Below are 24809 nucleotides of genomic sequence, written 5' to 3' on the forward strand. Positions count from 1 at the left end.
CCGCGCCCGTGGTAAACCGCGCGAGCCACCGAAAGGGATGCAGATGAACCTCTTCTCCGATCTCCGCGCGCTCGTGATCGACAGCCTCGCCGCGATGGAGGCCGAGGGCGCGCTGCCCGCCGGGCTCGACCTGTCGAACGTCGCGGTCGAGCCGCCGCGCGATGCCGCCCATGGCGACATGGCCACCAACGCCGCGATGGTGCTGGCCAAGCCCGCCGGGCGGAAGCCCCGCGACATCGCCGAGGCGCTGGCGCCGCGCCTCATGGCCGATCCCCGCGTCACCCTGGCCGAGGTGGCGGGGCCGGGCTTTCTGAACCTGCGCCTCGCGCCCGCCGTCTGGCAGGGCGTCGTCGGCCGGGTGCTGGCCGAAGGCACCGGGTTCGGGCGGTCCGGCATGGGGCAGGGGCAGAAGGTCAATGTCGAATATGTCTCGGCAAACCCCACCGGCCCGTTGCATGTGGGCCACACCCGCGGCGCGGTCTTCGGCGATGCGCTGGCGAACCTGCTGGCCTATTCCGGCCATCGGGTGACGCGCGAATACTACATCAACGATGGCGGCGCGCAGGTCGACGTTCTGGCCCGCTCGGTCTACCTGCGCTACCTCGAAGCGCATGGCCAGGAGGTGGCGTTCGAGGACGGCACCTATCCCGGCGACTACCTGATCGAGGTCGGGCAGGCGCTCAAGGACAAGGTGGGCGACGCCTATGTCGGCCAGCCCGAGGACGTCTGGCTGACCGAGGTGCGCGACTTTGCCACCGACCGGATGATGGACCTGATCCGCGCCGATCTGGCCGCGCTGGGCGTCGCGATGGATGTCTTCTTCTCCGAGAAGTCGCTGTACGGCACCGGCCGGATCGAGGCCGCGATCGAGGCGCTGAAGGCCAGGGGCCTGATCTATGTCGGCGTGCTGGAGCCGCCCAAGGGCAAGACTCCCGAGGACTGGGAGCCGCGCGAGCAGACGCTGTTCCGGTCCACCGAACATGGCGACGACGTGGACCGGCCGATCATGAAGTCGGACGGGTCCTGGACCTATTTCGCCCCGGACATCGCCTATCATTTCGACAAGATTTCCAGGGGCTTCGACGCGCTTATTGATGTGTTCGGCGCCGATCACGGCGGCTATGTCAAGCGCATGAAGGCCGCCGTCTCGGCGCTGTCGGGGGGTGCCGTGCCGCTCGACATCAAGCTGACGCAGCTGGTCAAGCTCTACCAGAACGGAGAGCCCTTCAAGATGTCGAAACGCGCGGGCACCTTCGTGACCTTGCGCGACGTGGTCGACCAGGTGGGGCCGGACGTCACCCGGTTTCACATGCTGACGCGCAAGAACGACGCGCCGCTCGATTTCGATTTCGCCAAGGTTCTGGAACAGTCGAAGGACAACCCCGTTTTCTACGTGCAATACGCCCATGCCCGGATCTGCAGCGTGCTGCGCAAGGCCGCCGAGGCGGGGATCGTGGCGGATGATGCAACGCTTGCCGCGGCCGATCTGGCAAAACTCGGCCACGAGGCCGAGATCGCGGTCGCGAAAAAGCTGGCCGAATGGCCGCGTCTGGTCGAGATCGCCGCCCGCAGCCATGAACCGCACCGGGTGGCCTTCTACCTTTACGAACTGGCATCCGACTTCCACGCGCTGTGGAACAGGGGCAACGAGGACCCCTCGCTGCGGTTCCTGCAGGAGGGCGATCCGGCCACAAGCCAGGCCAAAATCGCGCTGGCCCGGGCCGTCGCCGTTGTCATTTCGGCCGGTCTTGGTATTCTTGGCGTCACCCCGCTCGACGAAATGCGCTGAAAAACAAGGCGCAGCCCGGAGCGGGGATTGAGACAGGCAAGAAACAACCGGCGGACAACGAGCCCCGGGAAACGAGGCGGCTATGGCAGATATCGATTTCGATGCGTTCGGTGCGCCGGGCCGGGACGGTCCCGAACCCGCGCTCAAGACCATGTTGCACTGGGCCGGGGGTGTTGTGTCGCTCTCGCTGGTGGCGGGGCTCTGCGTCTGGGGCTACCAGATCATGGTGCGTGATGTGAGCGGCGTGCCGGTCGTCCGCGCGCTGGAAGGTCCGATGCGGATCGCGCCCGAGGATCCCGGCGGCCAGCAAGCGGAACATCAGGGGCTTGCCGTGAACAGTGTCGCCGCCGAGGGCGAGGCGGCCCCGCCCGCCGACACGCTGCGGCTTGCCCCGGCCCCGGTGGTGCTGGCCGACGAGGACCGGCCCGTCGCCGTGCTTGCCCCCGCCGAATTGACCGCCGCGCCCGACATGCCCGCCGACGGGATATCTGCACCCGAACCCGTCGTGGCCGAACTGGCGCTGTCCGGGGAGACCGCGCGCGATCCCGTGGCCGAGACGGGGGCCGCGCCCGAGGTGACGGCCGAAGAAGAGATCGTGTCGCTGGTGGCGCTGCCCAGGGGGGCGCTCAGCCACTCGCCCCGGCCGATCGCCCGGCCGGACAACGTGGACCTTGCCGCGCAGGCCGCCATCGCCGCGGCCTCGGCCGCGCTTGCGCCCCGCGATACGGCGGATCTGGCGGGTGCGGATGTGATCGCGGGGACTGCGCTGGTCCAGCTTGGCGCCTTCGACAATGCCGACGAGGCCCGCAGCACCTGGGACGCGCTGGCCGCGCAGGGCCGGTTTGCCGAGTTCTTCGACCAGAAATCCCGTGTCATCCAGGAAACCGAGGGCGGCGGGCGCACCTTCTATCGTCTCCGCGCCGCGGGCTTTTCCGACATGGCCGACGCGCGCCGGTTCTGCGCGGCGCTGATGGCCGAGGGCGCGGACTGCATTCCGGTGGTGGCACGGTGACGCGACGGGCCGGGGCCTATATCCTGGGCTGTTCCGGCCCCGCGCTCACGCCGGCCGAGCGCCGCTTCTTTGCAGAGGCCAACCCGCTCGGCTTCATCCTGTTCTCGCGCAATGTCCGCGATCCTTCGCAGGTGCGCGCGCTGGTGGATTCGCTGCGCGAAACCGTCGGGCGCCGGGTGCCGGTCCTGATCGACCAGGAGGGCGGGCGCGTCCAGCGTCTGACCGCCCCTTACTGGCGGGTCTGGGCGGCGGCAGCGGCCCAGGTCGAGGCGGTGGGATCCGATCTTGCCGCCCGGTCGATGTACCTGCGTTCGCGCCTGATCGCGCGCGAACTGAACCTGCTGGGGATCGACGTCAATTGCGCGCCGGTGGCCGACATCGCGCGGCCCGAAACGCATGCAGTTCTGAAGAACCGCTGCTATGGCACCGAACCTGCGCACGTGATCCGGATCGCCCGCGCCGTGGCGGACGGGCTGCTGGAAGGCGGGGTCCTGCCGGTCCTGAAGCACATCCCCGGCCATGGCCGGGCGACCCTCGACAGCCACAAGGATCTGCCGCGGGTCAAGACCTCGCACTCGGTGCTTGAGGCGACCGATTTCGCCCCGTTCCGCGCGCTGTCGGACCTGCCGATGGCAATGACCGCCCATGTCATCTATGACACGCTGGATGCGGGGACCCCGGTCACCACCTCGGGTGAGGCCGTGCTGTTCCTGCGCAGGGGCCTCGGGTTCCAGGGCTTCCTGATGACCGATGACATCTCGATGAAGGCGCTGTCGGGAAGTCTGACCGCGCGCTGCGAGGCCAGCCTTGGGGCCGGCTGTGACGCGGTCTTGCATTGCAACGGCAATCTCGCCGAAATGGAAGAGGTCGCGGCGGCCTCTGGCACGATGTCCGAAAAGGCCGCGGCGCGTCTGGCGCGGGCGCTGGCCCGGCGGCGCGCGGCGGTGCCGGGCGACATCGCGGCACTGGCGGCCGAGCTTGACGGGATGCTGGGAACCAAGCGCAATGCCTGAACAGGGCGCCGACAGCTTCGATGAGGGGCCCGCGCGGGACCCCGTCGCCGCCCGGCTGGCCGCCGAGGCGCTGATTGTCGATGTCGAGGGTTTCGAGGGCCCGCTCGATATGCTGCTGACGCTGGCCCGCACCCAGAAGGTCGACCTGCGCCGGATCTCGGTGCTGCAACTGGCCGAGCAGTATCTCGTTTTCGTCGAGCAGGCCAAGGCGCTCCGGATCGAACTGGCGGCCGACTACCTGGTGATGGCGGCCTGGCTCGCGTTCCTGAAATCGCGGCTGCTGCTGCCGCCCGACCCGACCGACGAGGGCCCCTCGGGCGAGGATCTGGCCGCGCACCTGGCGTTCCAGTTGGAACGGCTCGAGGCGATGCGGGGGGCGGCGGCGCGGCTTCTGGGGCGCGACCAGAAGGGGCGCGACTTCTTCGTGCGCGGCACGCCGTCGGACGTCGCCCGCATCCGCCGCGTGGAATATACCGCGACGCTGCTGGACCTGATGCAGGCCTATGCGCGGATCCGCACCAAGGACGAGTTCCGCCCCTACGTGCTGGACCGGGATGCGCTTTACACGATGGAAGAGGCGCTTGAGCGGATGCGCGGGCTCTTGGGCTATGCCGGCGAGTGGGTGGACCTTGCGACCTGGCTGCCCGAGGGCTGGAACGCCGACCCGGTCCGCCGCCGCACCGCGACCGCGGCGCATTTCGCCGCCAGCCTCGAACTCGTCAAGCAGGGCCAGCTGGAACTGCGCCAGGCCGAGACCTTCGCGCCGATCCATATCCGGCGGAAGACGCGGCAATGACCCGGCCCGAGCCCGAGCAGGAGGAAAGCCTTTTCGAGGCCCCGCCCATGGCCGAGCAGGAGCGCATGGTCGAGGCGATCCTGTTCGCCTCGGCCGAGCCGCTGCGCGTGGCCGAGTTGAACGCGCGGATGCCGCATGGCTGCGACGCGGCCGCGGCGCTGGCGCATCTTGCCCGCCGCTACGAGGGGCGGGGGGTCCGGCTGGTGCGCGTGGGCGAGTCCTGGGCATTCCGCACTGCGCCCGACCTGGGTTTCCTGATGCAGAAGGAAACGGTCGAGCTGCGCAAGCTTTCCCGTGCCGCGATCGAGACGCTGGCGATCGTGGCCTATCACCAGCCGGTCACCCGCGCCGAGATTGAGGAGATCCGCGGCGTCTCGGTCAGCCGGGGCACCGTCGACCAGTTGCTGGAACTGGAATGGATCCGCTTCGGCCGCCGCCGGATGACCCCGGGCCGGCCCGTCACCTATGTGGTGACCGAGGAATTCCTCGACCATTTCGGGCTGGAAAGCGCGCGCGACCTGCCGGGGCTCAAGGATCTGCGGGCCGCAGGGCTGCTGGACAGCCGGCCGATGCCCGGCGCCCCGGACGACGACGGCGAGGGCGAGGACGGCCAGGCCGACATGTTCGAGGACGAAAGCTGATCCTGCGGCCTTGCCGGGGATCAGGCCCAGGATCAGCCCGCGCCGACCTCGGCAAAGACCTGTTTCAGCGCGCCTTCCAGCTTGTCGAACATCTCGTCCATCTGCGCGTCGGTCAGGATGAACGGCGGGCAGAGCACGATGGACTGTCCCAGCGGCCGGCAGATCAGCCCGTGATCGGTGCAGGTGTTGGCGATCCGCTCGCTGACTGACAGTTTCCCCGGGAAGGGCGTCTTCGTCGTCTTGTCCGCCACTGCCTCCAGCGCGCCCATCAGCCCCTTGCCGCGCCATTCGCCGATATTGGGATGTTCGGCAAGCCGCGCCAGCCCCGCCTCGAACCGCGGGGTCAGGGCGCGCACATTGTCCAGCAGCCCCTCGTTCAGCACAACGTCGATCGCCTTCAGCGCGATCGCGCAGCCCACCGGGTGGCCCGAGGCGGTGAAGCCGTGGGGGAAATCCTCGGCGTCCTCGGCGGCGGCTTGCAGCCGGTCGGCAAGCTCGGGGCCCAGGATCACCGCGCCCATCGGAAAATAGCCCGCGGTCAGCGCCTTGGAACTGATGATCGCGTCGGGGGTGAAGTCATAGGTCTGGCACCCCCAGACCTCGCCCGTGCGGCCAAAGCCGCAGATCACCTCGTCGGCGATCAGCGGGATGCCGTGGCGCTTCAGGATCGGCCCGATCGCCTGGAAATAGCCTGCACTGGGCGGAATCACGCCGCCTGCGCCCATCACGGGTTCCGCGACAAAACCCGCGATGGTCTCGGCGCCCTCGCGCGCGATCACCTCTTCCAGTTCGGCGGCGAGGCGCGCGGTGAACTGGGTCTCGGTCTCGTCCTCGCGCCCCTCGCGCCAGTAATGCGGGCAGGTCAGGTGGATGAAGCCCGGCAGCGGCAGCCCGAACAGGTCGTTATAGGGCTTGCCGGTCATCGAGGCGGCGGCCACCGTCACCCCGTGATAGCCGTTGACCCGCGTCAGGATCTTGCGCCGCTCCGGCTGGCCCTCGGCCCGGCCGAGAAACCACAGCATCTTGAGCATGGTGTCATTCGCTTCCGACCCCGAATTCGTATAGAACACCCGGCCGCGCGCGAAGGGCGAGACCTCGACCAGACGTTCGCTCAGCATCACGGTCTGGTCCGACATCCGCCCGAAAAAGGCGTGATAGCCGGGCAGGCGGGCATATTGCTCCTGCGCGGCCTCGGCCAGCCCCGCATGGTCGAATCCCGCCACCATGTTCCAGAGCCCGGAATTGGCATCCAGATAGCGCCGCCCGTTGGTGTCGACGACATAAGGCCCCTCGCCATGGCTGACGACGACCGTGCCGCGCGCCCGCACCGAGGGCAGGTCGGTGAAGCCATAGAAACTGTGCGCCGCGGCGCGGGCTTCCCAGCTGTTGGGGGCTGTGTCGGGCATGGTCAGGGCTCCTTCGGCGTTGGTGGGGCGACGCTACCCCCGGCTCGTTCCGGGTGCAATCGCGCGTTGCACGACCGCCCCCCGGGCCGTAGCGTCGGGGCCGAACGAAGGGGCCCGACGAAAGGGGAACCGCCGCCATGGCCCAGCAGCCACCCGGCCGGATCACGCTCTGGGGCACCGAGGTCTTCGTTGCCGCCGCCGAGGAAGGCACGCTGTCGGCCGCGGCGCGGCGGCTGGGGGCCAGCGTCTCGGCGGTGTCACAGCAGCTTGCCGCGCTCGAGACGGCGCTGGGGGCGGCGCTTCTCGATCGCGCGGCGCGCCCGCTTGTCCTGACGCAGGCGGGCGAGATGTTCCTGCGCCGCGCCCGCACGATCCTGGCCGAGGCCGACGAGGCGCGCGCCGAGATCGCTGCCCGCGACCTGTCGGCGCGCGCGCTGATGCGGCTGGGCATGATCGAGGATTTCGAGGCCGACGTGACGCCGCGGCTTCTGTCCGAGATGGCAGGGGAACTGACCCGCTCGCGCTTTCAACTGGAAACCGGCCCCAGTCATCGGCTGCTGGGCCTTCTGGACGCGCGTGCGCTTGACATGGTTGTCGCGGCCGATCCGGGGCAGGGGGCCGACTGGATGGAACTGCACCCGCTGCTGGTCGAACCTTTCGTGGTCGCGGCCCCCAGGGGGGCGCTGGCGCCGGGCGACGATGTGCTGGCCCGGCTGGGTGCGCTGCCGCTGGTGCATTACACGCAACGCCACCAGATGGGCCGCCAGATCGCCGGGCACCTCGCCGCGCAGGAGATCCGGCCCGCCGTCCGGTTCGAGCTGGACAGCTATTCCGCGATCCTCGCGATGGTTGCGGGCGGCGCGGGCTGGACGATCCTGACCCCGCTGGGCCTGTTGCATGCGCGCCGGTTTCTCGATGCGGTCGACGTGGTGCCCCTGCCGCTTGCGCCGCTGTCGCGGCGGATCGCGCTGATCGCGCGGGCCGGTGTGCTGGGCGAGGTGCCCGCGCGGATGGCGGACCGGCTGCGCCCGCTGCTGGCCGAGGGCGTGGTGGACGAGGCGGTGGCGCGTCTGCCCTGGTTGCGGGCGGGCCTGCGCGTGCTCTGAGCCCGGTCTCAGGGCATGCGGAAATGCTTGGACAGCTTCAGCCCCTGGCCCTGGTAGTTCGACGCGATGCCCGCGCCATACAGCGTCTCGGGCCGCGCGGCCATCCGTTCATAGACCAGCCGCCCCACGACCTGCCCGTGTTCCAGCACAAAGGGCGCCTCGTGGCAGCGCACCTCCAGCACCCCGCGCGATCCCGACCCGCCCGCCGCGTCATGGCCGAATCCGGGGTCGAAGAAGCCCGCGTAATGCACCCGGAACTCGCCCACCATGGCGAGGTAGGGCGCCATCTCGGCGGCATAATCGGGCGGGATATGCACCGATTCGCGGCTGACCAGGATGTAGAAGGCGCCGGGGTCGAGGATGATCCGGCCCTTGTCGGTCCGGATCTCCTCCCAGAACTCGGCGGCATCGTGGCCGCCCACGCGGTCGAGGTCGATCACGCCGGAATGGGGCTTGGCGCGATAGCCGACCAGATCGCCCTCGGCCGGTTTCAGGTCGACTGAAAACCCGAGGCCGCCAGAGATCACCGCAGGCCCCCCCGCCACCAGCCCCTCGGCGTCATGCAGGGCCCGAAGCTCGGCATCCGACAGCACCGCCTGGCCGCGGCGAAAGCGGATCTGGTTCAGCCGCTGGCCTGGGCGGACCAGCACCGAGAACGAGCGCGGGCAGATCTCGGCGTAAAGCGGACCGTCATAGCCGGGGCGGATGCGGTCGAACTCGACCCCGCCATCGGTGATCGCGCGGGTCAGAAGGTCAAGCCGTCCAGTCGAGCTTTTGGCATTGGCCACGGCCTGGATGTCTGCTGGCAGCGCCAGCCGCTCCATCAGCGGCACGACGTAGACGCAGCCCTTTTCCAGAACCGCGCCGCCCGACAGGTCGATCCGGTGCATCTCGAAATCGGCCAGCCGCTCGGCCACCGTGCGGCCTGTCCCCGCCAGGAACGAGGCGCGCACCCGGTAGGCGACATCGCCCAGACGCAGGTCGAGAGAGGCGGGCTGGACCTGACCCTCGGCCAGCGGCGCGGCAAGGCCGATCGCGCCCGTTTCGATCAGCGCGCGGATCTCCTGCGCGGGCAGCACGCCGGTGCCGGTCATCGGATCCCCCTTGGCTGCGCCCCTTGCCGCTGTGCCCGGGGTCGATTGCACCCCGGTCCGATTGCGCCAGGGGCGGTCCCCGGAAACATCACCGCCCGCGGCCGGCAAGGCACGCGGGCGGTTGAAATTATGGTCGGGCTAGCAGGACTTGAACCTGCGACCTTCCGCCCCCCAGACGGACGCGCTACCAGACTGCGCCATAGCCCGATGTGGGGCGTGTCATACCATGTCTGACGCCGGGGGCAAGCCGCAAAAACCGCTTTCAGAGCGGCGGAGTCGGGTCGCCGCCGCCGGCTTTCATCCGCGCGCCGAGGGCCCGCAGCCGGTTCAGCGCCTGCGCGGTCACATCGCGGTCGGCGGCCAGCGCCTTGCGCAGCGCGGGGGTGCGAATCCGGGTGCGCAGCGGCGGTTCCACCGGGCTGAATGCCGGGTCGTCATCCGCAGGATCGGTGCGCGCGATATCCGTGCCCAGCGGCTGCGGTTCCGCGGCGATCAAGGGCTCGGGCTCCGGCTCGACCTCGGGGGCCGGTTCGGGCTCCGGTTCCGGCAGGGCCTCGGGTTCCGGCCCGGTCATGGCCGCGTCTTCGGGTTCCGGCTCGGCCAGGGCGATGTCCGGTTCGAGATCCGGCACGGTGAACGCGTCGGCGTCCGGTTCGGTGAACGCGGCGGATTCGGATTCCGCCTCGGCCGCCGGGGGGTCGGGCGTGGCGGGGGCAGCGGGCTGCCCGGTCTCGGACGGCGGCGCATGGCGGCGGAACGCCGGTATCACCGGCGCCGCCTCGGCCACGTCCGGTTCGGGCGCGGCTTGCGGCGGGGCAAGCTCTAGCCCCGGCAGAATCGCCTCGTCGGGTTCCGGACGCGGCCTGCGCGCCAGCCGCACCACCGGCGCCGCTTCGGGCTCGGCCTCTTCAAGCATGGGCGCCTCGGCGAACGCGTCGCTCGGCGACTCGGTCCCGGCATCCTCGACGCGCATGGCATGGCCTTCGATCAGCATGCCCGCCGCATTCTCGTCGAGCGGTGGCGACAGCGCGGCGACAAAGCGCACGCCCTCTTCGCGCAGGATCTTCTGCACGCCCCGGATCGTCAGCCCGTCCTCGTGCAGCAGTTTCTTGATGCCGCCCAAAAGCATCATGTCGGCCGGCCGATAGTAGCGCCGCCCGCCCGCCCGCTTTACCGGCTTGACCTGGGTGAACCGGCTTTCCCAGAACCGAAGCACGTGTGCAGGCGTGTCAAGCCAGGCCGCAACCTCGCTGATCGTGCGAAAGGCTTCGGGAGATTTTTCCATGAAATCGTTGCCTTAGCCCTTTCGCCGCGCATTCCCGTCGGCAACGCGGTCCTTCATCAGGTGCGAGGGCCGGAAGGTCAGGACGCGGCGGGGCAGGATCGGAACCTCCTCGCCGGTCTTGGGGTTGCGGCCCACGCGCGCGGCCTTTTCGCGCACCGAGAAGGTGCCGAAGGACGAGATCTTGACCGTCTCTCCGCTGACCAGCGCATCCGACATGTGCTGCAGCACGCTCTCGACGAGGTCCGCGGATTCGTTGCGCGACAGTCCCACCTCGCGAAACACGGACTCTGTCAAATCCATACGTGTCAGCGTGTTGCCCGCCATGGCGCCCCTCCGATGCAAGCTGAAATTTCCCGTCTGCTCAGGAGCTTGGGAGAAACCGATTTCCGAGTCAATAACAACGGCTTGCGGGACGGGTCTTGCGCAGGGTCCTACCAGCGCAGAACCACCGACCCCCAGGCCAGCCCGCCGCCGATCGCCTCGGTCACGACAAGGTCGCCGGGCCGGATCCGGCCCTCGGCCTTGCCGACCGACAAGGCCAGCGGGATCGACGCCGCCGACGTGTTGCCGTGGTCCTGCACGGTGACGATCACGCGCTCCATCGGCAGGTGCAGCCGCTGGGCGGTGGCCTTGATGATCCTGAGATTGGCCTGGTGCGGGACCAGCCAGTCGACATCCGCGCCTGTCAGCCCGGCCTTGTCCAGCGCCGCATGCGCGGTGTCGGCCAGTTTCTCGACGGCGTGGCGGAAGACCTCCTTGCCCAGCATCCTCAGATACCCGGTCGTCCCCGTCGAGGTGCCGCCGTCCACGTAAAGGATATCGCGGTGGCGCCCGTCGGAATGGAGGTCGACCGACAGGATGCCTCGGTCGTCCGCGCTGCCCTGGCCCTCGCCCGCCTCCAGCAGGACGGCGCCCGCGCCGTCGCCGAACAGCACGCAGGTGCCTCGGTCTTCCCAGTCCATGATCCGGCTGAAGGTCTCGGCCCCGATCACCAGGATGCGCCGGGCCTGGCCCGTGGCGATCATTGCGTTGGCGTTGGCCATAGCAAAGACGAAACCCGCACAGACCGCCTGCACGTCGAAGGCGAACCCGCGGGTCATGCCAAGGCCCGCCTGCACCATGGTCGCCGCCGAGGGGAAGGTGAAATCGGCGGTCGAGGTCGCCAGCACGATCGCGTCGACATCGTCGGGGCCAAGCCCCGCATCGTCGAGCGCCGCCCGCGCCGCCTTGATCGCCATCTCTGACGTGGTCTCGCCCTCGGCTGCGAAATGGCGCCGCTCGATCCCCGAGCGGGTCCGAATCCATTCGTCCGACGTGTCGAGGCTTTTCTCGAACTCGGCGTTCTCGACGACGCGCGCGGGCAGGTAGTGCCCGACTCCCCTGACAATGGCCCTTGTTACCATTTCTACCGCTCGCCCCCGGCCACGTCCCCGAACCCATCGTGGACCGGGCCCTTGGCGGATGCAACCCGCGCCGCCAGACGTTCGGTAAAGCCCGACTGCGCCAGTTCGAAGGCCAGGCGCACCGCCGCCGCGACGCCGGTCTCGTCCGAGGCGCCGTGGGATTTCACCACCGTACCGTTGAGGCCGAGGAACACGCCGCCATTGACCCGGCGGGGGTCGATCCGTTTTTTCAGCCGGTTCAGCGAGGTCAGCGCCAGAAGGGCGGCAATCCGCGACAGCGGCGTGGCCCTGAACGCCTCGCGCATGAAATCCCCGATCAGCCGCGCGGTGCCCTCGCCGGTCTTGAGGGCGATATTCCCGGTAAAGCCGTCGGTCACGATCACGTCGACATGGTCGGACGGGATGTCGCCACCCTCGACAAAGCCGACGAAGCGGAACTGGCCCGCCTCGGCGGCGGCCTCGATCATCTCATGGGCGGCCTTCAGTTCGGCCCGGCCCTTGTTCTCCTCGGTGCCGACATTCAGGATGCCGACCCTCGGCCGCTCCAGCCCCAGCCCGTTGCGCGCATAGGACGTGCCCATCAGCGCGTATTGCAGCAGGTCGTGCTCGTCCGCGCGCACGTCGGCGCCCACGTCCAGCATCACGTTGAACCCCTGCGGATTGCGCGAGGGCCATAGGCAGGCAATGGCGGGCCGGTTGACGCCGGGCAGCTTGCGCAGACGCACGATCGACAACAGCATCAGCGCGCCGGTATTGCCGCAGGACACGCAGACCGTGGCCTCGCCATTGCGAACGCTGTCGATGGCCGACCACATGGACGTGCCCTGGCCATGCCGCATCACGTGGCTGGGCTTGGCGTCCATGGTGACGACATCGCAGGCATCGCGAATCTCGACCCGGCCCTCCAGCACCCGGCGGCGGGCGAGCAGGCGGTCAAGCTCGTCCTTGCGGCCATGCAGGATGAAGCGGATATCGGGATTCTTGGTGGCGGCCTTGGCAAGGCCGGCCACCACGGCGGAAGCGCCACGGTCCCCGCTCATCGCGTCCACCGAGATCACGGTGCGCGTGGATCGGGCCCGCGGCTCTTGGATGTGCTCCGTTTTCATGTTCGACGCGGGGGAGGCCGGCCCGGAGCCGTCAGGCCGCGTCTTCTTCGTCCAGGTCGAACTCGTCGGTCCGGGCCACGACCTCGCGCTCGTCATAGTGCCCGCAGGCCGCGCAGACGTGGTGCGGGCGCTTCAGCTCGCCACAGTTCGAGCACTCTGCCGGATTGCCGGGCACGAGAGCATCGTGTGAACGGCGCATGTTGCGGCGGGAGCGCGTGACTTTATTCTGAGGGACAGCCATGTCTCAACCTCGATCCTTCGGGGCCTCGGCCCTGTGTGTTCTGACTTGGGAAAGCCCGTCTGTCAGCGCGTGGCCGCGCGGCGTAACCCATCGTGCAAGCGAGGCCGGGAACATACTGCGATTCTGACCGGGCGCAAGTGTTTTTCTGGGCCGTTGAAGCCGCCGACCTGACGCCGGGGAAGGCAGCGTCCGGCATGGCTTTTCCGCCCTCAACTGGTGGGGTCGGGCCGCAGCGTCAGCCAGATCAGCGCGCCGCCCGCCAGCGCGAGAAAGGGCACCATCGCAAGGTTGACCGCGGCCCAGCCCTCGGCCGCCGAGCCCCCCGAACAGTTCATCAGCCCGCCCGAGGCCAGCGACGCGAAGGTGACGCCGCCGAACACGAGAAGGTCGTTCATTCCCTGCACCGCGCCGCGTTCTTCCGGCCCGTGCGCCTGGGCCAGCATCGCGGTCGCGCCGATGAAGCCGAAGTTCCATCCGACGCCCAGCAGGATCAGCGCGGCGAAGAACTGTTCCAGCGCGACGCCGCTCAGCGCCACGCCCCCCGCCGCGGCGAGGATCGCAAGACCTGCCGCGACGATCCGGTGCGCGCCGAACCGTGCGATCAGGTGGCCGGTGAAGAAGCTGGGCAGATACATCGCCAGCACATGCGCGGTAACGATGTCGGCGGCGATCCCGGTGTCGAAACCGCAGCCCACGACGGCCAGCGGCGTCGAGGTCATCACCAGGTTCATCAGCGCATAGGACACCATCGCGCAAATGATGGCGACCGCGATCGCGGGGTCGCGCAGGAACTCGGCACGGCTGCGGCCCCGGTGGTGGGCCGGGTCGCGCCGGGGCGGGCGCGGGATATCGAGAAACAGGAACAGCAGGGGGCCTGCAAGGTTGATCGCGATCACCGCCAGGTAGGTGCCGAGGAAGGGCACCACCATCGCCTCGGCCGTCACCTTGACAAGCTGCGGGCCGATGATCGCGGCGGCCAGCCCGCCCGCCAGAACATAGGAAATCGCCTTGGGCTGGAAATCCCCGGTCGCTGTGTCGGCGGCGGCGAAGCGGTAGAAGCCCTGGGCCGAGACATAGATGCCCGTCAGGAACGATCCCGCCAGGAACAGCGGAAAGGACGCCTGGACCAGCGCAAGTGCCCCGATCGCCCCGCCCGCCGCACCGCCAAGCGTGCCCAGCATGAAGCCCGCCCGCCGACCCATCCGCTGCATCAGCGCGGCAAGCGGTGTGGCGGTCAGCATCGACCCCAGAACGATCAGCGAAATCGGCAGCGTCGCCCAGCAGGGATCGGGCGCCAGCGACTGGCCCGCAAGCCCGCCGATGGTGAAGATCATCGGGACCTGCGCGCCGATCAGCGCCTGGGCCGCCGCAAGGACGGCGACATTGCGCCGGGCGCGCGTGTCGGGCAGGGCGGGGACGGCATCGGTCATGGTCTTCCCCTAGCGCGGGCCACGCGCCCTGGGAAGGGGAAAGCCCGCAGGCGCGGGCTGCCCCGGGTAGGACCGTATCCGGGCGCCCGCGCTAAGGTCGACGCGGACAGCCGGGATGCCTGCTTTTCGCTCACCCATCGACCGGCGTACCGGCGAGCATGAAACCCGTAGGACAGCCTTTAGCCCCTGTTGCGCCGGGCGATCGCGGCTGCGTCCGGTCCGGCCCCTGGGCCTTACTCCGTCTCCGAGCCGAAGAGCGGCACCGTCGAGATCGACATCTTGGCCGAGCCCTGTGTCAGTTCGCGTGCATGGGCCAGGTAGATCAGCGTGCGGTTGGACTCGTCATAGACCCGCTTGATCCTCAGCGATTTCAGGATCAGCGAGCGGCCTTCGCGGAACACTTCCTCGCCGTCCTTGCCGCGGTCGATGTCGCCGATCTCGATCGGCCCGGTCTGGCGGCAGGCGATCGACGCGTTCGACGGATCCTCGAACCAGTTGCCCTGGCTCAGCCGGTCCAGCAGCGAGCGTTCGAAATAGGCGATGTGGCAGGTCACGCCCTTGACCTTGGGATCGGCCACCGCCTCGAGGATGATGTCGTTGCCGGTCCAGTCCACGCCGACCCGGCCCACCTCCTCGGCCGGAGCGGCAAGCGGGGTCAGGGCGATCAGGGTGGCGAACAGGGCAGGGCGGATCATGGCAGGGTCTCCGGGGTTTCCTCTGCCCAAGGTAGGTGCGACGCCCGCACCCCGCCACCGCGATTGACGCCGCACCCGCCGGGGTGCTATTTAATGAACAAGCGTTCAATAAGTGCCGTGAGGAGGCGCGTCCTTATGTTTACCGCCACGATGGAATTCGACCTCGACGAGGATACCGCCGCGCTTCGCGAGATGGTCCACCGCTGGGCACAGGAGCGGGTCAGGCCGATGGCCGCCGAGATCGACCGCACCAACGTCTTCCCGGCCGAGCTGTGGCGCGAGATGGGGGAACTTGGCCTTCTCGGGATCACGGTGCCCGAGGAATATGGCGGGGCGGGCATGACCTACCTGGCCCACACCATCGCGATCGAGGAAATCGCGCGGGCCTCGGCCAGCGTCTCGCTGTCCTACGGCGCCCATTCCAACCTCTGCGTCAACCAGATCAAGCTGAACGGCACCGACGAACAGAAGCGGAAATACCTGCCCGGCCTTCTTTCGGGCGCGACTGTCGGTGCGCTGGCGATGTCCGAGGCGGGCTCGGGCTCGGATGTCGTGTCGATGAAGCTGCGCGCGGAAAGGCGGAACGGCTATTACGTGCTGAACGGCACGAAATACTGGATCACCAACGGCCCCGACGCCGACACCCTGGTGGTCTATGCCAAGACCGACCCGGACGCCGGACCCAAGGGTATCACCGCCTTCATCATCGAGAAATCCATGAAGGGGTTTTCCACGTCTCCGCATTTCGACAAGCTCGGGATGCGTGGGTCCAACACCGGAGAGTTGATCTTCGACGACGTGGAAGTCCCCTTCGAGAACGTCCTTGGCGAGGAGGGCAAGGGCGTTCGGGTGCTGATGTCGGGGCTGGACTACGAACGGGTGGTCCTGGCCGGCATCGGCACCGGAATCATGGCCGCCTGTCTGGACGAGATCATGCCCTACATGCGCGACCGCAAGCAGTTCGGCGAAAGCATCGGGAATTTCCAGCTGATGCAGGGCAAGATCGCGGACATGTACACCGCGATGAACAGCGCGCGGGCTTATGTCTACGCGGTCGCACGCTCTTGTGATCGCGGCGCTGTGACGCGGCAGGACGCCGCCGCCTGCGTTCTTTACGCGTCCGAAGAGGCGATGAAACAGGCCCACCAGGCCGTGCAAGCCATGGGCGGCGCTGGATTTCTGGCCGATTCGGCCGTCAGCCGCCTGTTCCGCGATGCCAAGCTGATGGAGATCGGCGCGGGCACATCCGAGATCCGGCGCATGCTGGTGGGGCGTGAACTCATGAAGGCGATGGGTTAAAGTTGAGTTGTAAAGTCAACTTTAGAGGTGTTCCCATGCGACTCCCCCTGATCCTTGCCGCCGCGCTTGCCGCCGCTGCCCCCGCCCTCGCGCAGGAGGTGAAGTTCTCCCCCGATGCCACGCTCGACTGCATGGAAAAGCAGCGCGTGCCGGGGGCGGATGCCACCTGCATCGGTGAATCCGCCCGGGCCTGTTTCCAGCGGATGAAGAACCCCGCCAATTCCGACATCGCCGCCTGCATGGGCAAGGAATCGGAATACTGGAAGGGCCGGATGGACGCGGCCTACGACAAGATGGCGGGCCTTGCCGCCGTGGCCGACGAGGCCTTTGCGAAGACGGCGAAATCGAAGGACATCCCCTTCAGCCTGGTCGAGGATCTGGCGATCCAGCAGCAGAAATGGGCCGAGTGGCGCGAGATCCGCTGCGCGGTCGAGGCGATGATGCGCCGCGGCTCGCCCTACACGATGACGGCGGCCGCCAGCTGCACGATGAAACGGATCGGTGAACAGGCGCTCTTCCTCGAAGACGCGGTCACCTACATGGAAACCAAGTAGACCGGCCCGGTCTGGCCCCCGGGGGAGAGGGGGCCAGCCGCGGCGCAGGCAAGGGAGGAGACGGCAGATGGGAACGGCACGCGCGACGGCCTCCGGACGGGGATCGGCACCATGCGGCTGACCTCTGCCGCCCTTCCCGGTTCCGAGGCGTTCCGGGCCAACCGCGCCGCCCATCTCGAGGCGCTGCGCGTCATCGCCGATGCCGCGGCCCTCGCTGCCGAGGGCGGCGGCGCCACGGCCCGCGAGCGGCACCTTTCACGGGGCAAGATGCTGCCGCGCGAGCGGGTGGCGAACCTGCTCGATCCCGGCGCGCCGTTTCTCGAAATCGGGGCGACCGCGGCCCATGGGCTCTATGGCGGCGACGCCCCCAGCGCGGGCGTGATCGCGGGCATCGGCCGCGTCCACGGACACGAGGTCATGGTAGTCTGCAACGACGCCACCGTGAAGGGCGGCACCTACTACCCGATGACGGTCAAGAAACACCTCCGCGCGCAGGAAATCGCCGAGGAATGTGCGTTGCCCTGCATCTATCTGGTGGATTCGGGCGGCGCCAACCTGCCGAACCAGGACGAGGTCTTCCCCGACCGCGACCATTTCGGCCGCATCTTCTACAATCAGGCGCGGATGTCGGCCAAGGGCATCCCCCAGATCGCCGTGGTGATGGGAAGCTGCACCGCGGGTGGCGCCTATGTGCCCGCGATGTCGGATGTCACCATCATCGTGCGCGCCCAGGGCACGATCTTCCTCGCCGGCCCGCCCCTGGTGAAGGCCGCGACCGGCGAGGTCGTGACCGCCGAGGACCTCGGCGGCGGCGACGTCCACACGCGCCTGTCGGGCGTGGCCGATTACCTCGCCGAGGACGACGCGCATGCGCTGGCGCTGGCCCGCCGCGCGGTCGGCCACCTCAACCGCATGAAACCGCAGACCGTCCGCTGGGAAGCGCCCGAAGACCCCGCCTACGACCCCGAAGACCTGCTGGGCGTCGTGCCCGCCGACCCGCGTACCCCCTATGACATCCGCGAAATCATCGCGCGCCTCGTCGACGGCTCGCGTTTCGACGAGTTCAAGCCGCGCTTCGGGGAGAGCCTCGTCACCGGCTTCGCCCACATCATGGGCTGCCCCGTGGGCATCGTCGCCAACAACGGCGTGATCTTCTCCGAATCCGCCCAGAAGGGCGCGCATTTCGTGGAACTCTGTTCCCAGCGCGGCACGCCGCTGATCTTCTTGCAGAACGTCACCGGCTTCATGGTCGGCCGCAAATACGAGAACGAGGGCATCGCGCGGCACGGCGCCAAGATGGTCACCGCGGTCGCCACCACGTCTGTCCCCAAGATCACCATGATCGTGGGCGGCAGTTTCGGCGCGGGCAATTACGGCATGTCGGGGCGCGCCTACCAGCCGCGCTTCCTCTGGACCTGGCCGAATTCCCGCACCGCCGTGATGGGCGGCGAACAGGCCGCGGGGGTGCTGGCGACGGTAAGGCGCGACGCCATCGAACGGGCGGGCGGCACCTGGTCGCCCGAGGACGAGGCCGAGTTCAAGCGCCCCACCATCGAGATGTTCGCGGAACAAAGCCACCCGCTCTACGCCTCCGCGCGGCTCTGGGACGACGGCATCATCGACCCGCGCAAGTCCCGCGCGGTCCTTGCCCTGTCGCTGTCCGCGGCGCTGAACGCCCCGATCCCCGAAACCCGCTTCGGCGTCTTCCGGATGTAGACCCGCCCCTCCTTCTTCTTGGGCCAAATACTCCGGGGGGCGCGGGGGGCTGGCCCCCCGCAGGCGAGCGCAAACAGAGGCACCGATGTTCAGGAAAATTCTCATAGCCAACCGCGGCGAGATCGCCTGCCGGATCATCGAGACGGCGCACCGCATGGGCATCGCCACCGTCGCCGTCCATTCCGAGGCCGACGCGCTGTCCCGCCACGTGGCGATGGCCGACGAGGCCGTGCCGATCGGCGCCGCCCCGCCCGCCGACAGCTACCTGCGCGCCGACCGGATCATATCCGCCGCGCGCGCCACCGGGGCGCAGGCGATCCACCCGGGCTACGGCTTCCTGTCGGAAAACCCCGATTTCGTGGACGCCGTGGACCGGGCGGGCCTGACCTTCATCGGCCCCTCGGCGGACGCGATCCGCGCGATGGGCCTCAAGGACGCGGCCAAGGCGCTGATGGAAAAGGTCGGCGTGCCCGTGGTGCCCGGCTATCATGGTGCCAACCAGGACGATGCCCATCTCGAAGGTGCCGCCGAGGCGATCGGTTACCCCGTGCTCATCAAGGCCGTTGCGGGCGGCGGCGGCAAGGGGATGCGCAAGGTCACCCGCGCCGCCGATTTCGCCGCCGCGCTGGCCTCGGCCCGGTCCGAGGCGCGCAATGCCTTCGGCAACGACGCCGTCCTGATCGAGAAATACATCGAGCAACCCCGCCATATCGAGGTGCAGGTCTTCGGCGACGGCACGAACGCGGTCCACCTCTACGAACGCGATTGTTCGCTGCAGCGCCGCCACCAGAAGGTCATCGAAGAGGCCCCCGCGCCGGGCATGACGCCCGAGATGCGCGCGGCGATGGGCGACGCGGCGGTGCGCGCGGCCACGGCCATCGGCTACAAGGGCGCGGGCACCATCGAGTTCATCGTCGACGGATCGCAGGGGCTTCATCCCGACCGGTTCTGGTTCATGGAGATGAACACGCGCCTTCAGGTCGAGCATCCCGTGACCGAGGCCGTCACCGGCCTCGACCTCGTCGAATGGCAGTTGCGCGTCGCCGCGGGCGAGGGGCTGCCCCTGACGCAGGACCAGATCCCGCTGAACGGCCATGCCTTCGAGGCGCGGCTTTACGCCGAGGACGTGCCCGCGGGCTTCCTGCCCGCCACCGGGCGGCTTGCCCATCTGGCGTTTCCGCCCGGCATCCGTGCCGATACCGGCGTGCGCACCGGCGACGCGATCAGCCCGTTTTACGACCCGATGATCGCCAAGGTCATCACCCACGGCCCCACCCGCGCGGTGGCGCTGAACCGGCTGGCGCGCGCGCTGGAAGAGACAGAGGTCGCAGGCACGGTGACGAACCTTGCCTTCCTCGGCCGGCTGGCCCGGCACGAGGGCTTCGCGCGCGGCGAGGTCGACACCGGCCTGATCGAGCGCGACCTTGCGGCGCTGACCGAGGCCGAGGGACCGTCGCTTGCCGTCCAGGCCGCCGCGATCCTCGAGGCCGCGGCGCTGCCCGAGGGGCCGCTGTCGGGCTTTGCCCTCTGGGCGCCCCTGCGGCGCACGGTGACGCTCGCCCATGGCGGCGACGAGGTGACGGGCGTGGTGTTGGCCGAAGGCCCGGGCCGCGCCCATGTCGAGATCGCGGGCGAGACCCTCGAAGCCCATCGCGACGCGGGCGGCTGGCGCATCGCCGGGATCTCGCCCGGCCGCGTGATCCGCGCGGGCGGCGCGATCCATGTCTTCGCCGGGGCCGCGGGCACGTTCTCCTTCGCCCCGCTCGATCCGCTCGACCGGGCGGCCGCGGCGCATGCCCATTCCGGCGTGATCGAGGCGCCGATGCCCGGGCTCGTCAAGGCGGTGATGGTGGGCGCGGGCGATACGGTGGTGGCGGGCCAGCCGCTGGCCATCCTCGAGGCGATGAAGATGGAACACACGCTGGCCGCCCCCCGCGACGGGGTGGTGGCCGAGGTCATGGTCGAGCCCGGCACCCAGGTCGAGCCCCACGCGCCCCTGATCCGTCTGGAAGAGGAGCAGGCCCCATGATCCGCCTGCACCATTGTCCGCAGGCGCGATCGTTCCGCACCCTTTGGCTGCTGCACGAGATGGGGCTGGAGTTCGAGATCCGGTCCTACTCCTTCTTCGACAAGTCGCTCAGGCACCCGGATTACCTGGCGCTCTCGCCCGCGGGCCGGGTGCCCGCGCTGGAGATCGACGGGCGGGTGCTGTTCGAGTCGGGCGCGATCACCGAATACCTGGTGGAAACCCGGCCCGACTGTGGGCTGGGGCGGTTCCCGGGCAATCCCGACCGTGCCGACTGGCTGGAATGGCTGCATTTCGCGGAAACCATCGGCCAGCACCTCGCCAGTCTGACCCAGCAGCATATCGCCCTGCGCGAGGACTGGATGCGCAGCCCCACGGTGATGCGGCTCGAGGCCAAGCGGCTCGAAAAGGCGCTGGAGGTGGTCGACCGGGCCATCGAAGGGCGCGACTGGCTGCTGCCTTCGGGGTTCTCGGCGGTGGATACCAATGTGGGCTACGGCGTGATGATCGCGCGGCGTTTCGTTCCCGCAGAACTGCTGCCCGGCGTGGATGCCTATTACCGCAGGCTCGCGGAACGGGCCGCGTTCCAGCGGGCGATGGCCGAGGATGGCACGCCCGAGATTTACAAACGCGAGTTCTACGAGGTGCCCGATGGGTGAGCGCGTCGAGATCTTCGAGGTCGGACCCCGCGACGGGTTGCAGAACGAGAAACGCCCGATCCCCACGGCCGAGAAGATCGCGCTGATCGACATGCTGTCGCGCGCGGGGTTCGCCCGGATCGAGGTGGCCAGCTTCGTCAGCCCGAAATGGGTGCCGCAGATGGCCGATGCGGCCCAGGTGCTGGCGGGGATCACGCGGGCGCCGGGGGTCCGCTACGCCGCGCTGACGCCGAACCTGAAGGGCTACGAGGGGGCCAGGGACGCAGGGGCCGACGAGATCGCGATCTTCGGGGCGGCCTCCGAAGGCTTCAGCCGGGCCAACATCAACGCCTCGATCGCCGAAAGCCTCGAACGCTTCGCCCCGGTGGCCGCGGCGGCGCGGGCCGACGGGACGCCCATGCGCGGCTACATCTCGTGCGTGACCGACTGCCCCTATGACGGGCCGACCCCACCGGCCAGGGTCGCTGCGGTGGCCGAAAGCCTGCTGGCGCTCGGCTGCTACGAGATCAGTCTTGGCGACACGATCGGGCAGGGCACGCCCGAATCCGTCACCGCGATGCTGCGGGCGGTGCTGGACGTCGCGCCCCCCGACCGGCTGGCTGGGCATTTCCACGACACCGCGGGGCGGGCGCTGACAAATATCGAGGCGTCGCTGGCGCTGGGGCTGAGGGTGTTCGACGCCGCGGTGGGCGGGCTGGGCGGTTGCCCCTATGCCAGGGGGGCGACGGGCAATGTCGCGACCGAGGCGGTGGCGGCGCGGCTGGCCGAACTTGGTTACGAGACAGGACTTGATCTGGCGGTGATCGACGCGGCGGCGGCGATGGCGCGGGCAATGCGGACGGGCGGGGAAGGCGGGCACCATGCGTGAGGAACTGGGAATCGCGATCGACGGTCGGGGCGTCGCACGACTGACGCTGAACCGTGTGGACAAGCACAATGCGCTGTCCGAAAGCCTGATCGCGGCGCTGCATGCGGCGGCCGGCCGGCTGGGCGCGGACCCGGGCGTGCGCGTCGTGGTGCTGACCGGAAACGGTGCCAGCTTTTGCGCGGGCGGCGATCTGGGCTGGATGCAGGCGCAGATGGAGGCCGACGCCGAGACCCGCGCCGCGGCCGCGCGCCGGCTGGCCGCGATGCTGGGCGCGCTCAACACCCTGCCCAAGCCGTTGATCGGCCGGGTACAGGGGCAGGCCTTTGGCGGCGGCGTGGGGCTGATCTCGGTTTGCGACGTGGCGGTGGGGGTGAACACCGCGCGGTTCGCGCTGACCGAGACGCGGCTGGGGCTGATCCCGGCCACCATCGGGCCCTATGTCAGCGCGCGCCTTGGCGAGGCCGCGTCGCGGCGGGTGTTCCTGTCGGGGCGGCGCTTTGACGCGGGCGAGGCGGTTCAGCTTGGACTGCTGGCCCGCGCGGTGCCCGAATCCGAACTCGACGCCGCGACCGAGGCCGAGGTCGCGCCCTTCCTTGCCTGCGCGCCGGGCGCGGTTGCGCGCGCCAAGGCGCAGTTGCGCGCGATCGGTCCGCGCATTGACGAAGATGTGATCGAGGACAGTATCCGCCGCCTGGTTGCCGCTTGGGAAAGCGACGAGGCCAGCGAGGGAATCGCGGCCTTCTTCGATCGCCGCAAGCCCCGCTGGGCCACCGGCGAGGGCGCCTGACGGGCGCCCCAACCCCCGGAAACAACTTAAGACTTTCCCGGAAACCCCTTGATTGAAAGGGTTTTACATCGCTGCGTCATTCCGGCGCGTTTTCAATGCGCACGACTGTATACATTTCCATCCGGCCGCGATAACAGAGGGGCCGACGGAGGGGGCGGCCTTTGTTGACCCGCCCCCGGAGGCCCGGTTAACGTCGGTGTGGAAAACAAGCGCATCAGATGCAGGAATGCGCGGCAACCAAAGGGAGAACCCGGTGGAAGTGCTTTTGAGCGACTACCTTCCCATCGCGATCTTCTTCGGCATGGCGATCGGCCTTGGCCTGTTGCTCATGCTGTCGGCGGTGGTGATCGCGGTGCGCAATCCAGATCCCGAGAAGCTTTCGGCCTATGAATGTGGGTTCAACGCCTTCGACGATGCGCGGATGACCTTCGACGTGCGATTCTACCTGGTGGCGATCCTGTTCATCATCTTCGACCTGGAAATCGCCTTCCTGTTCCCCTGGGCGGTGTCCTTCGGCGCGATGGGCATGGTGGGCTTCTGGTCGATGATGGTGTTCCTTGCCGTGCTGACCGTCGGCTTTGCCTATGAATGGAAGAAGGGGGCGCTGGAATGGGCGTGACGACCAACCCCACGACCGCCGGGCCCGACCCCGAGCATGCGACCCAGGCGCTGAACGCCGAGTTGCAGGACAAGGGGTTCCTCGTCACCTCGACGGCGGACATCATCAACTGGGCGCGCACCGGGTCGTTGCACTGGATGACCTTTGGCCTCGCCTGCTGCGCGGTCGAGATGATGCATACCTCGATGCCGCGCTATGACCTCGAACGCTTCGGCACCGCGCCGCGCGCCAGCCCGCGCCAGTCGGACCTGATGATCGTCGCCGGCACGCTGACCAACAAGATGGCGCCGGCGCTGCGCAAGGTCTACGACCAGATGCCGGAGCCGCGCTATGTGATCTCGATGGGGTCCTGTGCCAATGGCGGCGGCTATTACCACTACAGCTATTCGGTGGTGCGGGGCTGTGACCGGATCGTGCCCGTGGACATCTACGTGCCGGGCTGCCCCCCGACCGCCGAGGCGCTGCTTTACGGCATCCTGCAGCTTCAGCGGAAGATCCGCCGCACCGGGACGATCGTGCGATGACGGGCACCGACGTGACTTGGTCACATACTTTCGCCGCGGCCCCGGCCCAGAAGGGTGCGGCGCGGCGGCGACCGGCACCCCTGCGGGGGCGCGCGGCCGGCTGCTGCGCCAAGGGAGGAACATGCCATGGATGACGCGCTCCGCGAACTCGGGCGGTATGTCGAGGCCCGCCGGCCCGATTGCGTGATCTCGTGGGAGGTGGCGCATGGCGAGTTGAATGTCACCGCCGCGCCCGCCGCGATTGTGGGGCTGACGGAATTCCTGCGCGCGGATCCCACCTGCCGGTTCTCGTCGCTGGTCGATATCACCGCCGTCGACTACCCCGAGCGCGAGGCGCGCTTCGACGTGGTCTACCACTTCCTGTCGATGTACCAGAACCAGCGCATCCGGGTGAAATGCGCCGTCCGCGAGGACGAGATGATCCCCTCCATCGCGTCGGTCCATCCCTCGGCCAACTGGTTCGAGCGCGAGGTGTTCGACATGTTCGGCATCATCTTCTCGGGCCATCCGGACCTGCGCCGCATCCTGACCGATTACGGCTTTCGCGGGCATCCGCTGCGCAAGGACTTCCCGACCACCGGCTATACCGAGGTGCGCTATTCCGAGGCGCAGAAGCGGGTGGTCTACGAACCCGTCCGGCTGACCCAGGAATACCGCCAGTTCGACTTCATGAGCCCGTGGGAGGGCGCCGACTACATCCTGCCCGGCGACGACAAGGCCGCGGGCGGCAGGGGGTAGGG

General features: G+C 68.8%; 25 protein-coding genes and 1 tRNA gene. 16 read left to right on the forward strand and 10 right to left on the reverse strand.

The genetic code is table 11. From position 1 onward, the window contains the following. Nucleotides 1–43: 43 nt before the first annotated feature. The 5 genes from argS (at nt 44) to scpB (ending at nt 5251) form a co-directional block, all read left to right on the forward strand. Nucleotides 44–1789, forward strand: a complete 1746-nt coding sequence (gene argS, locus EV655_RS06635) for an arginine--tRNA ligase (protein WP_132543093.1) — start codon at nt 44–46, stop codon at nt 1787–1789. 82 nt (nt 1790–1871) lie between these two features. Further along, the gene (locus EV655_RS06640) at nt 1872–2801 is read left to right on the forward strand and encodes an SPOR domain-containing protein (RefSeq protein WP_132543095.1); all 930 of its coding nucleotides are present in this window, start codon (nt 1872–1874) and stop codon (nt 2799–2801) included. Continuing rightward, nucleotides 2798–3814: a beta-N-acetylhexosaminidase gene (nagZ, locus tag EV655_RS06645; protein WP_243645010.1), complete on the forward strand. Its 1017-nt coding sequence runs from the start codon at nt 2798–2800 to the stop codon at nt 3812–3814. The genes EV655_RS06640 and nagZ overlap by 4 nt, the downstream gene beginning before the upstream one ends. Further along, nucleotides 3807–4610, forward strand: coding sequence for a segregation and condensation protein A (locus EV655_RS06650; protein WP_132543099.1), 804 nt, complete (start codon nt 3807–3809; stop codon nt 4608–4610). Before nagZ ends, EV655_RS06650 begins: the two co-directional genes overlap by 8 nt. Beyond that, nucleotides 4607–5251, forward strand: coding sequence for an SMC-Scp complex subunit ScpB (gene scpB / locus EV655_RS06655; RefSeq protein ID WP_132543101.1), 645 nt, complete (start codon nt 4607–4609; stop codon nt 5249–5251). The genes EV655_RS06650 and scpB overlap by 4 nt, the downstream gene beginning before the upstream one ends. 32 nt (nt 5252–5283) lie before the next feature. Here the strand turns inward: scpB and EV655_RS06660 are convergent, their stop codons facing one another. Next, nucleotides 5284–6657, reverse strand: a complete 1374-nt coding sequence (locus EV655_RS06660) for an aminotransferase (RefSeq protein WP_132543103.1) — start codon at nt 6655–6657, stop codon at nt 5284–5286. 137 nt (nt 6658–6794) lie between these two features. Here EV655_RS06660 and EV655_RS06665 point away from each other — a divergent pair, with 137 nt between their 5' ends. Beyond that, entirely contained in the window at nt 6795–7763 is a 969-nt protein-coding gene (locus tag EV655_RS06665) for a LysR family transcriptional regulator (protein ID WP_132543104.1), read from the forward strand. Nucleotides 7764–7771: 8 nt separating this feature from the next. Here the strand turns inward: EV655_RS06665 and EV655_RS06670 are convergent, their stop codons facing one another. The 9 genes from EV655_RS06670 to EV655_RS06710 form a co-directional block, all read right to left on the reverse strand. Continuing rightward, nucleotides 7772–8857: a 2'-deoxycytidine 5'-triphosphate deaminase gene (locus EV655_RS06670; protein WP_132543105.1), complete on the reverse strand. Its 1086-nt coding sequence runs from the start codon at nt 8855–8857 to the stop codon at nt 7772–7774. A 130-nt stretch (nt 8858–8987) separates the two neighbouring features. Next, nucleotides 8988–9064: transfer RNA gene (locus EV655_RS06675), tRNA-Pro, on the reverse strand. A gap of 55 nt (nt 9065–9119) precedes the next feature. Beyond that, nucleotides 9120–10142 carry a MerR family transcriptional regulator gene (locus EV655_RS18840; protein ID WP_243645011.1) on the reverse strand — a complete coding sequence of 341 codons (1023 nt, stop codon included), beginning with the start codon at nt 10140–10142 and terminating at the stop codon, nt 9120–9122. A 12-nt stretch (nt 10143–10154) separates the two neighbouring features. Beyond that, nucleotides 10155–10466 (reverse strand): integration host factor subunit alpha, encoded by a 312-nt coding sequence (gene ihfA / locus EV655_RS06685; RefSeq protein ID WP_132543107.1) that lies wholly within the window; start codon nt 10464–10466, stop codon nt 10155–10157. Nucleotides 10467–10573: 107 nt separating this feature from the next. After that, nucleotides 10574–11545 (reverse strand): beta-ketoacyl-ACP synthase III, encoded by a 972-nt coding sequence (locus tag EV655_RS06690; RefSeq protein WP_132543109.1) that lies wholly within the window; start codon nt 11543–11545, stop codon nt 10574–10576. Nucleotides 11546–11547: 2 nt separating this feature from the next. Continuing rightward, nucleotides 11548–12651 (reverse strand): phosphate acyltransferase PlsX, encoded by a 1104-nt coding sequence (gene plsX, locus EV655_RS06695; protein ID WP_132543111.1) that lies wholly within the window; start codon nt 12649–12651, stop codon nt 11548–11550. A gap of 31 nt (nt 12652–12682) precedes the next feature. Then, nucleotides 12683–12892 carry a 50S ribosomal protein L32 gene (gene rpmF / locus EV655_RS06700; protein WP_132543113.1) on the reverse strand — a complete coding sequence of 70 codons (210 nt, stop codon included), beginning with the start codon at nt 12890–12892 and terminating at the stop codon, nt 12683–12685. A 209-nt stretch (nt 12893–13101) separates the two neighbouring features. After that, nucleotides 13102–14322, reverse strand: a complete 1221-nt coding sequence (locus EV655_RS06705) for an MFS transporter (RefSeq protein ID WP_132543115.1) — start codon at nt 14320–14322, stop codon at nt 13102–13104. A gap of 233 nt (nt 14323–14555) precedes the next feature. Then, nucleotides 14556–15017 carry a CreA family protein gene (locus EV655_RS06710; RefSeq protein ID WP_132543117.1) on the reverse strand — a complete coding sequence of 154 codons (462 nt, stop codon included), beginning with the start codon at nt 15015–15017 and terminating at the stop codon, nt 14556–14558. A gap of 135 nt (nt 15018–15152) precedes the next feature. On the opposite strand from EV655_RS06710, the gene EV655_RS06715 reads away from it, so the two are divergent. The 10 genes from EV655_RS06715 (at nt 15153) to EV655_RS06760 (ending at nt 24807) form a co-directional block, all read left to right on the forward strand. Then, entirely contained in the window at nt 15153–16316 is a 1164-nt protein-coding gene (locus tag EV655_RS06715) for an isovaleryl-CoA dehydrogenase (protein ID WP_132543119.1), read from the forward strand. A 35-nt stretch (nt 16317–16351) separates the two neighbouring features. Beyond that, nucleotides 16352–16870, forward strand: coding sequence for a lysozyme inhibitor LprI family protein (locus EV655_RS06720; protein WP_132543120.1), 519 nt, complete (start codon nt 16352–16354; stop codon nt 16868–16870). Between the two features lie 111 nt (nt 16871–16981). After that, nucleotides 16982–18586: a carboxyl transferase domain-containing protein gene (locus EV655_RS06725; protein ID WP_132543122.1), complete on the forward strand. Its 1605-nt coding sequence runs from the start codon at nt 16982–16984 to the stop codon at nt 18584–18586. An 85-nt stretch (nt 18587–18671) separates the two neighbouring features. After that, nucleotides 18672–20615 (forward strand): acetyl-CoA carboxylase biotin carboxylase subunit, encoded by a 1944-nt coding sequence (locus EV655_RS06730; protein WP_132543124.1) that lies wholly within the window; start codon nt 18672–18674, stop codon nt 20613–20615. Then, nucleotides 20612–21271: a glutathione S-transferase family protein gene (locus tag EV655_RS06735; RefSeq protein ID WP_132543126.1), complete on the forward strand. Its 660-nt coding sequence runs from the start codon at nt 20612–20614 to the stop codon at nt 21269–21271. The genes EV655_RS06730 and EV655_RS06735 overlap by 4 nt, the downstream gene beginning before the upstream one ends. After that, nucleotides 21264–22139, forward strand: a complete 876-nt coding sequence (locus EV655_RS06740; RefSeq protein WP_132543128.1) for a hydroxymethylglutaryl-CoA lyase — start codon at nt 21264–21266, stop codon at nt 22137–22139. The genes EV655_RS06735 and EV655_RS06740 overlap by 8 nt, the downstream gene beginning before the upstream one ends. Continuing rightward, nucleotides 22132–22926, forward strand: coding sequence for a crotonase/enoyl-CoA hydratase family protein (locus EV655_RS06745; protein ID WP_132543130.1), 795 nt, complete (start codon nt 22132–22134; stop codon nt 22924–22926). The genes EV655_RS06740 and EV655_RS06745 overlap by 8 nt, the downstream gene beginning before the upstream one ends. Nucleotides 22927–23179: 253 nt before the next feature. Then, complete coding sequence (locus EV655_RS06750) at nt 23180–23545, forward strand: NADH-quinone oxidoreductase subunit A (RefSeq protein ID WP_132543132.1); 366 nt, start codon at nt 23180–23182, stop codon at nt 23543–23545. Further along, nucleotides 23536–24069: a NuoB/complex I 20 kDa subunit family protein gene (locus EV655_RS06755; RefSeq protein ID WP_132543134.1), complete on the forward strand. Its 534-nt coding sequence runs from the start codon at nt 23536–23538 to the stop codon at nt 24067–24069. The genes EV655_RS06750 and EV655_RS06755 overlap by 10 nt, the downstream gene beginning before the upstream one ends. Before the next feature lie 126 nt (nt 24070–24195). Continuing rightward, a complete protein-coding gene (locus tag EV655_RS06760; protein ID WP_132543136.1) occupies nt 24196–24807 on the forward strand; it encodes an NADH-quinone oxidoreductase subunit C in 612 nt (203 codons plus the stop codon). Nucleotides 24808–24809 lie beyond the last annotated feature (2 nt).

The sequence above is a fragment of the Rhodovulum euryhalinum genome (genome assembly GCF_004342445.1).
GTDB lineage: Bacteria > Pseudomonadota > Alphaproteobacteria > Rhodobacterales > Rhodobacteraceae > Rhodovulum > Rhodovulum euryhalinum.

Excerpts from the sequence above, each read along its gene's own strand:
- argS (WP_132543093.1), top strand. The coding sequence starts at position 44 with ATGAACCTCTTCTCCGATCTCCGCGCGCTCGTGATCGACAGCCTCGCC.
- EV655_RS06640 (WP_132543095.1), top strand. The coding sequence starts at position 1,872 with ATGGCAGATATCGATTTCGATGCGTTCGGTGCGCCGGGCCGGGACGGT.
- EV655_RS06650 (WP_132543099.1), top strand. The coding sequence starts at position 3,807 with ATGCCTGAACAGGGCGCCGACAGCTTCGATGAGGGGCCCGCGCGGGAC.
- scpB (WP_132543101.1), top strand. The coding sequence starts at position 4,607 with ATGACCCGGCCCGAGCCCGAGCAGGAGGAAAGCCTTTTCGAGGCCCCG.
- EV655_RS06660 (WP_132543103.1), bottom strand. The coding sequence starts at position 6,657 with ATGCCCGACACAGCCCCCAACAGCTGGGAAGCCCGCGCCGCGGCGCAC.
- EV655_RS06665 (WP_132543104.1), top strand. The coding sequence starts at position 6,795 with ATGGCCCAGCAGCCACCCGGCCGGATCACGCTCTGGGGCACCGAGGTC.
- EV655_RS06670 (WP_132543105.1), bottom strand. The coding sequence starts at position 8,857 with ATGACCGGCACCGGCGTGCTGCCCGCGCAGGAGATCCGCGCGCTGATC.
- EV655_RS18840 (WP_243645011.1), bottom strand. The coding sequence starts at position 10,142 with ATGGAAAAATCTCCCGAAGCCTTTCGCACGATCAGCGAGGTTGCGGCC.
- ihfA (WP_132543107.1), bottom strand. The coding sequence starts at position 10,466 with ATGGCGGGCAACACGCTGACACGTATGGATTTGACAGAGTCCGTGTTT.
- EV655_RS06690 (WP_132543109.1), bottom strand. The coding sequence starts at position 11,545 with ATGGTAACAAGGGCCATTGTCAGGGGAGTCGGGCACTACCTGCCCGCG.
- plsX (WP_132543111.1), bottom strand. The coding sequence starts at position 12,651 with ATGAAAACGGAGCACATCCAAGAGCCGCGGGCCCGATCCACGCGCACC.
- rpmF (WP_132543113.1), bottom strand. The coding sequence starts at position 12,892 with ATGGCTGTCCCTCAGAATAAAGTCACGCGCTCCCGCCGCAACATGCGC.
- EV655_RS06705 (WP_132543115.1), bottom strand. The coding sequence starts at position 14,322 with ATGACCGATGCCGTCCCCGCCCTGCCCGACACGCGCGCCCGGCGCAAT.
- EV655_RS06710 (WP_132543117.1), bottom strand. The coding sequence starts at position 15,017 with ATGATCCGCCCTGCCCTGTTCGCCACCCTGATCGCCCTGACCCCGCTT.
- EV655_RS06715 (WP_132543119.1), top strand. The coding sequence starts at position 15,153 with ATGTTTACCGCCACGATGGAATTCGACCTCGACGAGGATACCGCCGCG.
- EV655_RS06720 (WP_132543120.1), top strand. The coding sequence starts at position 16,352 with ATGCGACTCCCCCTGATCCTTGCCGCCGCGCTTGCCGCCGCTGCCCCC.
- EV655_RS06725 (WP_132543122.1), top strand. The coding sequence starts at position 16,982 with ATGCGGCTGACCTCTGCCGCCCTTCCCGGTTCCGAGGCGTTCCGGGCC.
- EV655_RS06730 (WP_132543124.1), top strand. The coding sequence starts at position 18,672 with ATGTTCAGGAAAATTCTCATAGCCAACCGCGGCGAGATCGCCTGCCGG.
- EV655_RS06735 (WP_132543126.1), top strand. The coding sequence starts at position 20,612 with ATGATCCGCCTGCACCATTGTCCGCAGGCGCGATCGTTCCGCACCCTT.
- EV655_RS06740 (WP_132543128.1), top strand. The coding sequence starts at position 21,264 with ATGGGTGAGCGCGTCGAGATCTTCGAGGTCGGACCCCGCGACGGGTTG.
- EV655_RS06745 (WP_132543130.1), top strand. The coding sequence starts at position 22,132 with ATGCGTGAGGAACTGGGAATCGCGATCGACGGTCGGGGCGTCGCACGA.
- EV655_RS06755 (WP_132543134.1), top strand. The coding sequence starts at position 23,536 with ATGGGCGTGACGACCAACCCCACGACCGCCGGGCCCGACCCCGAGCAT.
- EV655_RS06760 (WP_132543136.1), top strand. The coding sequence starts at position 24,196 with ATGGATGACGCGCTCCGCGAACTCGGGCGGTATGTCGAGGCCCGCCGG.